Raw genomic sequence first — 11504 nt, forward strand, 5'->3', positions numbered from 1 at the left:
TCAAATTTAAGATTTTAGCAGCACTCCAAACTCTACAATTTGCGTATAGTGGTAGCTAATCACTATATCAATCAAGATACAAGCAGCACTGCTGCGCAAGGGAAAGGTAATTCTAATTAAGTTAAAGCATCCCATGCCTTAAAAACATCTCCAAGCCACTCACCTTTTTGATATACATCAGGCGTTCTTTTTCCACTTTAATCTGCTGTTTAATGGCTGAAGTATCTTCATCAATCTGCTTATACAGGTCAGCAATCTGGACCTTACCCTTCGCCTTTTTTACTGCAATTCTGGTTTTCGATGACCAGACCAATCTATGGATCAATGTATCGATCTGATCTTGTAATTTCTGGCTCTGTGCATCCAAAGCCAGTTGATAAAACTTGAGTTGCTCTGCGCTTAAACCTTTTTGTGAAACATCCTGATCTTGTTCAATCTGTAGTTGCATTCTCAGTAACGTAAACAGGTCCTGCTCTGCATACGCCTCATTGGCACGTTGCAATAATTCAGTCTTCTTGATTTTTTTGACATCATTCACTTCACGGTCAGGGTGAATGATGGCAGCAATTTTTAAATATACAGTTTTCAATGACTGCTCTGCCATCGCTGCTGCCTGCTCCTGTTTTTCCTGCTGGCGTTTTAATCTGGCTTGCTCACGTGCCTGCTGAAAATGATCTGATTCCCATTCTTCAAATACTTCTGCATCTGCAAGATCTGAGGGATGCTCATTCTTAAAAAATGTTTCCAGTTCATTTATTTTCTTTTGGCTTTTTCTGAATTGGGCATGCTCGGCACGTTGCTGATAGTAAGTGAAGATTTCATTCACTTTATGGGCTTGTTGCGCAGACATTGCCTGAGAGTCTTTTAGATAATTTGCAAGGTACTGAATCTTTTCATCCAGCACCACCAGTTCTGCTTTGGAAAATGTAGTTTCCTGCATGTGCTTCCAGAGCTGTTCCAGCTGCTTGAACAGTACGCCATGCAATTCATGGTAGACCGGCATGAAGGTTTTATGCGTATATTGCTGCAGCTCTTCTTCAGCCTGTTGCCATTGTTGTAATTCCTGTTTCTGTTGCTCGATTTTATTAATCAGATGATCCAGCTTCTTCTGCTGTGGCGAAAGGGCTGTGAATGGCTGAATCATAGTTTTCAAGTCAAAGAGCATGGCAGGAGAAGGTCAAAGAAGAAATAATATCCATATTAAATCTTTCAGCTTTCGTCACAAAGTCCTTTTCAGTGTGCCCTTTCGAAATTTGTATCAGAATTAAAAAAAGCAGACCAAAGTCTGCTTTTTCGCTCTCATATTGATTATTCCAGAACCACTCGGCCATTCAATGACTGCACCGGGCGGTTGTTCGGATGCCCCATCAATTTGGCAAATTCCGAAATCTGCTTGGCAGAAGCCTGTTGAATATCTTTCAGAATCAGCCAGCGCACCCCTTCCGAACACGGCGGTGTGGTCAGCGAACCGCTAAAACGGTAATAATCCAGATTCTTAGGCAACATTGCATTCACAGGTTGTGGCGTTTTCAAAACCACTTTCTCGCCCTGCTTTTTCGGTAAACGGTTCCACATGCGTTTGAGCATCTGGCTTTCTGCACCCTGCTCAAACATCATCCCCACGACAGCCAGCTCACCTTTGGCATTGGCATGGACAAAATGGATTTCCAGTGGATAGCTTTTGCCTTTAATCAGGTTTTCGCTCGGACTATGCAAATGAAACTGCTTCAGTACAAAGATATCGCCATCCAGCTGCAATTCACCACCTTGGGCAAAGTCTACCTGCACAGTATGACCTTTATTTTCGATCGCATGAATCATGGTATTATAGCTGAACTTGAGCGGTTCCAGTTCAGCTTTTACTGTTCGCTCAATATTGATCGGTGACTGGTTCAGACCATTACAGGCCGAATATTTCTGGCTCAAAGTCGACCATTGCTCAGGCTGAGTATAATCCCAATCCGCATCTGCCCAGACCGCTGTACTTAAACCCATAACCGTTAAAAGCGTGAATATTCTTTTCACAATACATCCCTTGTTGGAAGTCAAAATCACAATTTCTAATTTAAAAACAGTTTATTAAAGTAGTGTAATCACTCTATTTTTCAGGCCACAAACTACAGATTTTTATAAAGATGAAGTGATTTGCTTACAAATTTCTAAACACTCCTAATTATTCAAAACACATTATTCAGAATATATATTGATAAATTTCAAATGGATAATACTTTTATAGATTTAAAAATAGACAGTAGAGAATGTGATCTTCTTCAAATTTAATCTGCTGATTTTTTATGCATTATTTACATGAAATCTCTATCTTATTTTCAATAGATCAAATAGCTAGATTTTTAAGTTCAAGCTTCTTTTTTAAATAGAATCTACCTTTATTCATAAACTTACATAAACACAGCAGCAAATAAAATACTGATATTGCTAGACTCGAGCCAAAGAGAAAAATGAGGATAAAGAATTTAAATGGACTGGGCGACCATATTTATAAATGACACCACCTGGGAGTTTACCGCAGAAATTTTGCTGCGTTGTGCCCTGATGTACACGATGATTATCCTGTTTTTGCGTCTGACCGGAAAACGTGGGGTACGTCAACTTTCTATCTTCGAAGTCGCTATCATTTTGAGCTTGGGTTCGATTGCCGGCGATCCGATGTTTACTGAAGATATTCCCCTGATTCAGGCAGTTTTGGTGATGTCGGTCATTATTGTCATGTATCGCCTAACTACTTGGCTCATGATGAAATATCAATGGTTCGAAGACCTGCTGGAAGGTAAACCGATTTATATCGTGGAAGATGGCGTACTGGTCGTTGAAGAAATTAAAAAAGGTAAAATGTCACATGATGAATTCTTTGCCGAAATGCGCCAGCAAGGCGTAGAACATCTGGGTCAGGTACGCACCGGTTTACTGGAAACTGACGGTAAGTTCAGTATCCTGTTTTTCAAATCGGATGAGGTTCGGCCTGGGCTGCCACTTTTTCCTAAAACCTGCTCTATAGTCCAACAGGTCAAGGCCGGGCAATTATATGCCTGCATTTACTGTGGACAGGTACAAACCCTTTCACATGCCGACCAGCAATGTCCGCGCTGTGATTCTTCGCAATGGGCCGAAACGATTGACTGTTTAAGAATAACTTAAGTCTGATTCAGTAACTGCAAATGCGCAAAAATTTCCGGCAGTTGCTGAATTTTATATCGGATATGTTCGGCATCGGCATGAAAGCCTTGCATCCATAATGCATGCATTCCGGCCTCTGTAGCTCCTTGTACATCATTAATGGGATGGTCGCCAATATACAGGCACTGTGCAGGCTGCACGCCTAGACGCTCTGCAGTGATCTGGAATATTTCCAGCTGTGGTTTGTTAAAACCCACCAACCCCGAACTGATGATCTCATCAAAATAAGGTTCAATACCCAAACCCCGAATCGTATTTAAACGGGTGTCATGTCCGCCATTGGAAACAATGGCTAGCTGATAACCTTCATTTTTTAGCTTTGTTAATACTTGCTCTGCTGCCGGCATTTCTACGGCGAAACGGCCAAACTGGCTAAACCAGAATTGGGCTAGTTCATCTATGCTCGGGGGATTTAACCAGTGTAGTTCTTGTAACAACGCATAGGCAGCCGAAGCCCCGATACTGCCATGTGTCAACAATTCCTTTTTCGGATAACCGCCATTATCAATGCGCCTTACAATCTCAATAATTTTTTCTGGTTCGACCAGTGCCAATGCTGGCGCATAATATTCTGCTAGAGAGCGGCTATAAGCTTGTGCAGTGAGATCACGATGGGTCAAGGTATTGTCGAGGTCAAATAAAACGGCTTGAATAGGCATAATTTTCAAAACGAAATGCTGAAACTTTCAATCATGGTAACAGTCCGAAACTCGTTAGATCAGACATAAAATTGCTAAGTTTTGTTGTTTTAAGCATAAAAAAAGCGATGCCAAAGCATCGCCTTTTCTTAGAGTACAAAATCTAAATTAGAATTTGTATTCTAAGCCTGTACCAACAACTGGTTGTTTAGTTTCTAAAGAACCACGCTCAAGTGTTAGATAACCGGCATAACCATATGCTTTCACTTGTTTACTAAATGCGTAATCTGCACCAACAAAGATCTGCTGTGCTTCATAATCGGCAGTATTATCTTTGAAGCTTGTAGTGTTTTGGCTGTATTGACCTTTAACTGTCCAAGCTTTTGCATTTGGAAGATTATATTCAGCACCAATTAACCAACCTTGAGCATCATCAATAAGCAAATCAACTGCTTTAGAAGCTGCATCCACATCCGCCACTTCTGAAGTTTGATAAAGAGCTTTAAGCGCTAAACCACCATCTAGATTTACACGGCCAATTGCACGAATGGTATTTGCAGCAGCAAATAAAGTACCGCCCGTTACTTCTGGAGCAGAAGCATTATCAAAACCGCGCCCTAAGAAGTTAGTCGGAATTGCTTTGTCATAAGCAACACCTGCTACAACTACTGGGCTGTCATATACTACAGAAGCAGACCAAGCATCACCTAAACCACGATTTGCAGTTTTAACTACACCTTTATCAGATTTAATTCCTGAATTTTCACCAGTTGCCAATAAAGCATTCACTTTAATAGCACCTTGAGGCAAGGCAATAGCTGGAGCTTCATACACTACAGCATTCGCTACTCGGCTTTCACCAGTGAAAATACCACTTACATCAGCACGGTTACCTACATAATTATTGAAGGTATCTACCGGGCTAGACAATTGTTTTAATGGAGTGTCATGTGCACCAATTTTTAAAGTACCAAGTTTTGCATCTTTTAAACCAACAAAACGGTTACGTTTAGACCAGTCGTCACCCTCACCATCAGAGTTAAAAGCCCATTCAATTGCATAAATTGCGCTTAGGCGATCCGTTAACTTTTCATCCCCTTTTAAACCAACGAATGAGCTATTTGAACTTAGTTCAATTACATCTTTGTCAGATACTGGTGAAGCATTATCTTCAGGTAAATAATCTACTGATGCATCAATTTCACCATAGAAGGTTGGTGCTGCAAAAGTTGTCCCCGCCAAAAGGCTGAATGCAATTGCTGTTGCTAACTTAGTTTTCATCAAAAATATCCTTAATTTATTTTGTAACAAATAATACACACGGTGCTTATATTACAAAATTATTAAATTAATATTTATATATTCTATTTAGTACTTTAGGCTAACATTTAACCAAATAGTTGATTATTTAGAAATTTTATACTTTTTCTGCAACTTTCATCCATCGGAAAATTGGAATTAGACTGAAAATTGCCACGATCACGATCAGATTCAGATAATTTTGATAGCCTAAAGCATCTCCAAAAATGCCACTCAGGCTATAAAGTCCCCCACTCACCGTGGCCATCAGAGCAACCTGAAAGGTAAAATCTGTCCCTGCCAGATGCTTACGGCTGTATTGCATGACCAAGGTCAACATGACCACCAAAAGCATGGCTGAGACCATGTCTTCGGCCGCATTGATCAGATAAATGATCCAATTTTCTACTTTGTTTTGAGCTTCATACTGGCCAGCCAGCCAGGCATAAGCTATTAAGCTTAATATTTTTAGAATTGAGAAAACGATCAAACTCGAGCTGCGCGACCAGTATTTCAGGCACCAGCCAGCCAATCCGGCCCCAATCAAGGCAGCCAACGCTCCCAGCATGGTGACATAGAGACCAATCTGGCTAAAGCTCAGTCCGAGATCTACCATTAAAGGTTTTAACAAAGGCCCAGATAAACCATCAGTGATTTTAAAGGTCAGTAAGACCAGAAGCCACCTCGCCAAGCTTAAATCTGACCAGAAGTATTGAAAATAGGTTTTTATATTGCTGAGTGCAGGTCCTTTATCAGCTGGCGTGATAATTTTTGAATGCTGAGGTTCTCTAAAAAATAAAATGGGTAAAGTATTAAGAAAGACCAGAGCCGCCAATAATAAAAAGGTGGCTTGCCATTGCAGTAGATCGAGCAACCATAATATAGCCCCACCTCCGACAATGAATCCCAGTCGTGAACCAATGACCTGAAAGGTATTACCCCAATGTTGCTGTTCATTTTTCAGAATATTGACCGCCAGTGCATCAGTCGCAATATCCTGCGTGGCCCCGATCCCATTCATTAGCAAAAGCGTGATAAAAAACAGCAGTAAATACAGCGGCTGATTCAAGGCCTGAATCGGTAGAAACGAGAGCCCAATCAATACAGCAACTGACAGCCATTGCAAGGGAATAATCCAGCTACGGTAATGGCCTTGGGATTTCTTCCCATAACGATCGACCCAAGGTGCCCAGAATATTTTAATCGACCAAGGCAGCATTAACAGGCCAAAGCCCCCGATATGCGCCAGTGATACCCCTTCAGCCCGTAAAATGACCGGCAAGGCATGCGTCATAAATCCGACCGGAAGCCCCTGTGCCCAATACAGCGAAAACAGTAAGATATAGGTATTCCGCATATTTAGGCCAAGTCCTTCAGTTGAAAATGCATCACCAGCATTTAAGATGCTATACATTTTGCCAATGATCCGGATTTTACAAAAGTCTAATATGATCAAAAATAAAGAAAAATTCGTTTCAGGAAGAGACATAAGCAATGGCCCAGACACGTTTCCCCCAACTCCCGCCGCATGTACCAGCCCGCGGCAGCAAGCTGAGCCGGACTTTTTTCAGGCAGCTTTTTTTGGGCCAAGGCTGGCGTCTGGAAGGTGAATTTCCAGACTTACCTAAAGCAGTCGCGATTATTTCTCCGCATACTTCAAATATTGATGCCTGGCTGGGTTTTAATGCGCTGCTTGGTCTCGGTATTCAGATTACGATTTTTGGTAAAGACAGCCTGTTTCGCACACCACTAAAACCGGTTCTGGAATGGATTGGCGTCGTTCCGGTCGTCCGAGATAGTCCACAAGGTCATACCCGACAAATTGTAGACATCATTGAAAAATCAGAACAGATCTGGGTCGGCATGGCACCGGAAGGTTCACGTAAGGCACCAAAAAAATCCGCAGCGGTTTTTATCCTATTGCCAGAGCAGCCCATTTGCCGATTGTGATGTTTTCCTTTGATTATGATATCAAGACCATTCATATCCTGGGCGTGTACCATCTGACTGGTGATTATGAATACGACTTGGAACAGATTTATCAGCATTATCAAGGTAAATTCTCAGCCAAAAATCCTGACTGGGTGGCCAAGCCGTTACAAAAGCTTTTGAAAAAAGACTAGGCAAATACGCCTTTTTTTGATGTGATAGCCTGAATTTTGTTGATTTAATCACCAGTTTTTATAATGAAATTAGCTCGTTATGCCTTAATTGGCTGCCTTGGTTTCAGTCTTGCAGCCTGTGACAAAGCCACTAAAACACCTACGCCTGCCACGCCATTAAAGGCCCGTGAACCTGTCGTCGCCATTGCCCTCGGTGGCGGCGGTGCCAAAGGTTTTGCCCATATTGGCGTCATTAAAGTGCTCGAATCACACGGCATCAAACCGAAAATCGTCACCGGTACCAGTGCCGGTAGTTTTGTCGGTAGCCTCTATGCCAGTGGCAAATCGCCTTATCAGTTACAGCAGATTGCCCTGAATTTTAAAGAATCTGATATCCGCGATTTAACCTTGAACCGGCAAGGGATTATTGCCGGACAAAAATTGCAGGATTTCGTCAATAAGAATGTGGCGAACAAACCGATTGAACAGTTCCCGATTCGCTTTGCTGCTGTTGCCACTCGTCTGGACAATGGCCGCAAGGCAGATTTTATTAAAGGTAATGCCGGACAGGCAGTCCGAGCGTCCTGCAGTATTCCGAATGTGTTTGTGCCTGCCGTGATTGGCGGCACCAAATATGTCGATGGTGGTCTGGTCAGTCCGATTCCGGTCAAGACCGCCAAAGATATGGGAGCAGATATTGTGATTGCCGTGGATATTTCTGCCCGTCCGGATGGTAATAAAGCCTTGAATATGTGGGGCGTACTGGATCAGACCCTGAATATTATGGGACAGCAAAGCATTAATGAAGAGTTGAGCCAGGCCACTGTGGTGATTCAGCCCAAAGTCGGCCATATCGGTACTTTAGACCTGAAAGCCAGCAATGCCACCATTCTGGAAGGTGAAAAGGCTGCTCAACTGAAAATCCGTACTATTGAAAAAGCCATTAACAACTTTAAGCAGTCGCCAGCGGCATTTAAACCGCCACGTCCGGCAAAATTTTGATGCATGATTTTTTATATTCATCTGCTGCCGCATCTGCTACATTGAAGATCAATCATATAAAGATGATGATTAATTAAATACTTAGCGATATAGGTCACGATATGGAATTAGTTCTTGAACCTTGGCACTGGTTTGTATTAGGCATTCTTCTGATTCTGTCGGAATTACTGCTGCCCGCATTTGCTGCCCTGTGGTTCGGGATCGGTGCCATCATGGTTGGCGTCCTGTACTGGATGTTCCCGATGATGGGACTGACGACTCAGCTCCTGACCTGGATCGTACTTTCTGTTCTGTGTACGCTGCTCTGGTTTAAGTTTATCAAGCCACTTTCCATTGACAAGACCAAAGCCGGTCTCTCGCGTGAGGCGACCATCGGTCAGGTGGGCATGGTGATTCAGACCAATCTGGATCATGGGCAAATCCGGGTGCGCTTTCCGATGCCAGTTTTAGGCTCAGATGAATGGGAATGCCGAACTCTGGACCCAGTTCAGGTCGGAGACCGCGTTCGCGTCGTGGATATTCTGGGTAATGACCTGGTCGTACAACCCCACAGCACGAATTATCAAAATCAATAAGGTGAATAAGCTATGTCTGGTGGTTCTATCATTGTTATCGCGTTTCTGGCCTTTGTTGCGATTACCATTTTTAAAGGTGTGCGGATTGTACCGCAAGGCTACAAATGGATCGTACAGCGTTTGGGTAAATACCACACCACGCTAAATCCGGGCCTGAATTTTGTTATTCCTTATGTGGATGAAGTCGCTTATAAAGTCACGACCAAAGATATCGTTCTGGATATTCCCTCACAGGAAGTGATTACTCGTGATAACGCGGTCTTGCTGATGAATGCCGTGGCCTATATCAACCTGACCACACCAGAAAAAGCCGTGTACGGGATTGAAAACTATTCCTGGGCGATTCAGAACCTGGTTCAAACCTCACTACGTTCAATTGTCGGTGAAATGGATCTGGATGATGCGCTATCTTCACGTGACCATATCAAGGCACGCTTGAAATCCAGTATTTCCGATGATATCTCGGACTGGGGTATTACCTTAAAAACTGTAGAAATTCAGGATATTAAACCTTCAACCACTATGCAAACAGCGATGGAAGAACAGGCCGCTGCTGAACGTCAGCGTCGTGCAACCGTCACCAAAGCTGATGGTGAAAAACAGGCTGCAATTCTGGAAGCAGATGGCCGTCTGGAAGCCTCACGTCGTGATGCCGAAGCACAAGTGGTACTGGCTGAGTCTTCACAACGTGCAATTGACATGGTGACTTCCGCCATTGGTGATAATGAAATTCCGGTCGCCTATTTACTCGGTGAACAGTATATTAAAGCCATGCAGGATATGGCCAAATCGCCAAATGCCAAGACGGTAGTACTTCCAGCCGATGTGTTAAATACGATCCGTGGTGTTATGGGTCGCCCTAACTAATTGATCTTTTCACTTTATATATAGGCAGCCTGAGGGTTGCCTATTTTTATTCGCACAAGAAAATCTCAGCAAAAATTGTGAATTTATGGTTAAATTTCGCGTTTATTTTTGAAATCTACTGGATTTGATGTTGCCTGGCTTTCGGATTAAAGCTTTTCGCAGCTGTCTTATTCCTTGTTTCGATCTACTGTCCAACTTAAAAATGGATACCGTATGAGCTCCCTAAATCCAACCTTAATTACTTTTCTTTTCTATATTGTCGCAATGGTGGTGATCGGCCTGATGGCTTATCGCGCGACAAGCAACTTTTCCGATTACATCTTAGGGGGCCGACGTTTAGGGAGTTTCGTAACTGCACTTTCTGCAGGGGCTTCCGACATGAGTGGCTGGCTCCTCATGGGCCTGCCCGGTGCGATTTATCTTTCCGGCCTGTCTGAGATGTGGATTGCCATCGGTCTGATTATTGGTGCCTGGCTCAACTGGCTGCTGGTTGCTGGCCGTCTGAGGGTGCATACCGAAGTTCAGCACAATGCCCTGACCCTGCCGGATTATTTCTCGAATCGTTTTAACGACCAGAAGAAAATCCTGCGTATTGTTTCGGCTTTCGTGATTCTGATTTTCTTTGCGATTTACTGTGCTTCCGGCATGGTCGCAGGTGCACGCCTGTTTGAAAGCATGTTCGACATGTCTTACAGTACCGCGCTCTGGATCAGTGCCATTGCCACCATCAGCTATGTATTTATTGGCGGCTTCCTGGCGGTGAGCTGGACCGATACCATTCAGGCCGGTCTGATGATCTTTGCCCTGTTGCTGACGCCAATCGTAACGTTAATGGCGTTCTCGGATATGTCCCAGGTGACTTTGGCACTGGAGGCTGCTCGTCCTCAAGCAATGAATATTCTGGGTGATCTCAGCCTTGTTGCGATTATCTCGCTCTTGGCTTGGGGTCTGGGTTACTTTGGCCAGCCGCATATTCTGGTGCGCTTCATGGCAGCAGATTCAGTCAAGTCGATTCCAAATGCACGCCGTATTGGCATGACCTGGATGATTCTATGTCTGGGCGGTGCAGTCGCAGCCGGCTTCTTTGGGATCGCCTATTTCCAGCAGCATCCGGAACTGGCAAGCGTAGTGAATGCCAATCCTGAAACGGTATTTATGGAACTGACCAAAATCCTGTTTAACCCATGGATTGCAGGTGTGGTGCTTGCTGCCATTCTTGCCGCAGTAATGAGTACTTTAAGCTGTCAGCTCTTGGTCTGCTCAAGTACCCTGACTGAAGATTTCTATAAGTCTTTCCTGCGTAAAAATGCCTCGCAAAAAGAACTGGTCTGGGTTGGCCGTTTGATGGTGCTACTGATTGCCTTGCTGGCGATCTGGATGGCGGGTAATCCTGAATCTAAAGTGCTGGGTCTGGTGGCTTATGCCTGGGCAGGTTTTGGTGCCGCCTTTGGTCCGCTGATTATCCTGTCCTTGTTCTGGAAACGCATGACCTTGAATGGTGCTTTGGCCGGTATGATCGTGGGTGCAGTCGTAGTTATTTTCTGGAAGAACCTGTTTGCTGACACTGGCCTGTATGAAATCGTTCCTGGTTTTATCTGTTCAATGCTGGCGATTGTGGTGGTGAGCCTGATGGGTAAAGCACCAACAGCAGAAATTACCGATCGCTTTGAAGAAGCTGAACGCCTGTATAACGAAAGCAAATAATTCTGTATCAACTAAAAAGAGGACTTGAAGTCCACTGCTGTCCCATAGTTTGCTTTAAATAAAAAAACCTGAGTCCTAACAGTTAAAATATGAGTGCAAACAAACACTTTAACGACCAGGAT

Annotated in this window: 11 protein-coding genes and 1 pseudogene; 6 read left to right on the forward strand and 6 right to left on the reverse strand. The window is 43.6% G+C overall.

Annotation, left to right across the window (positions count from 1 at the left end; translation table 11 throughout):
* Nucleotides 1–121: 121 nt before the first annotated feature.
* From NI468_RS15210 to NI468_RS15220, 3 genes are read right to left on the reverse strand one after another with little or no spacing between them, the layout of a single operon-like run.
* Complete coding sequence (locus NI468_RS15210) at nucleotides 122–1165, reverse strand: molecular chaperone DnaJ (protein ID WP_191113057.1); 1044 nt, start codon at nucleotides 1163–1165, stop codon at nucleotides 122–124.
* Entirely contained in the window at nucleotides 1155–1331 is a 177-nt protein-coding gene (locus NI468_RS15215; protein WP_191113056.1) for a hypothetical protein, read from the reverse strand. The genes NI468_RS15210 and NI468_RS15215 overlap by 11 nt, the downstream gene beginning before the upstream one ends.
* Nucleotides 1309–1995, reverse strand: coding sequence for a carbonic anhydrase (locus tag NI468_RS15220; protein ID WP_191113060.1), 687 nt, complete (start codon nucleotides 1993–1995; stop codon nucleotides 1309–1311). Before NI468_RS15220 ends, NI468_RS15215 begins: the two co-directional genes overlap by 23 nt.
* A 483-nt stretch (nucleotides 1996–2478) precedes the next feature.
* Between NI468_RS15220 and NI468_RS15225 the strand changes: the two genes are divergently transcribed.
* Nucleotides 2479–3156: a DUF421 domain-containing protein gene (locus NI468_RS15225; protein WP_191113055.1), complete on the forward strand. Its 678-nt coding sequence runs from the start codon at nucleotides 2479–2481 to the stop codon at nucleotides 3154–3156.
* Here the strand turns inward: NI468_RS15225 and NI468_RS15230 are convergent.
* The 3 genes from NI468_RS15230 to NI468_RS15240 all read right to left on the reverse strand — a co-directional run bounded on the left by NI468_RS15230 (nucleotide 3153) and on the right by NI468_RS15240 (nucleotide 6489).
* The gene (locus tag NI468_RS15230) at nucleotides 3153–3854 is read right to left on the reverse strand and encodes an HAD family hydrolase (protein ID WP_253102522.1); all 702 of its coding nucleotides are present in this window, start codon (nucleotides 3852–3854) and stop codon (nucleotides 3153–3155) included. The two genes, NI468_RS15225 and NI468_RS15230, sit on opposite strands and share 4 nt — an antisense overlap.
* 147 nt (nucleotides 3855–4001) lie before the next feature.
* Nucleotides 4002–5114 carry a porin gene (locus NI468_RS15235; RefSeq protein ID WP_004646237.1) on the reverse strand — a complete coding sequence of 371 codons (1113 nt, stop codon included), beginning with the start codon at nucleotides 5112–5114 and terminating at the stop codon, nucleotides 4002–4004.
* A 136-nt stretch (nucleotides 5115–5250) separates the two neighbouring features.
* Nucleotides 5251–6489 (reverse strand): MFS transporter, encoded by a 1239-nt coding sequence (locus NI468_RS15240; protein WP_253102529.1) that lies wholly within the window; start codon nucleotides 6487–6489, stop codon nucleotides 5251–5253.
* 137 nt (nucleotides 6490–6626) lie between these two features.
* Here NI468_RS15240 and NI468_RS15245 point away from each other — a divergent pair.
* From NI468_RS15245 to putP, 5 genes and pseudogenes are all read left to right on the forward strand, one after another.
* A pseudogene (locus tag NI468_RS15245) lies at nucleotides 6627–7255 on the forward strand (1-acyl-sn-glycerol-3-phosphate acyltransferase).
* A gap of 63 nt (nucleotides 7256–7318) precedes the next feature.
* A complete protein-coding gene (locus NI468_RS15250; RefSeq protein WP_253102524.1) occupies nucleotides 7319–8236 on the forward strand; it encodes a patatin-like phospholipase family protein in 918 nt (305 codons plus the stop codon).
* A 101-nt stretch (nucleotides 8237–8337) separates the two neighbouring features.
* Nucleotides 8338–8811: an NfeD family protein gene (locus tag NI468_RS15255; protein ID WP_005104688.1), complete on the forward strand. Its 474-nt coding sequence runs from the start codon at nucleotides 8338–8340 to the stop codon at nucleotides 8809–8811.
* A 12-nt stretch (nucleotides 8812–8823) separates the two neighbouring features.
* Nucleotides 8824–9678 carry an SPFH domain-containing protein gene (locus NI468_RS15260; RefSeq protein WP_253102526.1) on the forward strand — a complete coding sequence of 285 codons (855 nt, stop codon included), beginning with the start codon at nucleotides 8824–8826 and terminating at the stop codon, nucleotides 9676–9678.
* Nucleotides 9679–9891: 213 nt separating this feature from the next.
* Nucleotides 9892–11382 carry a sodium/proline symporter PutP gene (putP, locus tag NI468_RS15265; RefSeq protein WP_213686986.1) on the forward strand — a complete coding sequence of 497 codons (1491 nt, stop codon included), beginning with the start codon at nucleotides 9892–9894 and terminating at the stop codon, nucleotides 11380–11382.
* Nucleotides 11383–11504 lie beyond the last annotated feature (122 nt).

This window comes from Acinetobacter lwoffii (genome assembly GCF_024129355.1).
Lineage (GTDB): Bacteria > Pseudomonadota > Gammaproteobacteria > Pseudomonadales > Moraxellaceae > Acinetobacter > Acinetobacter lwoffii_I.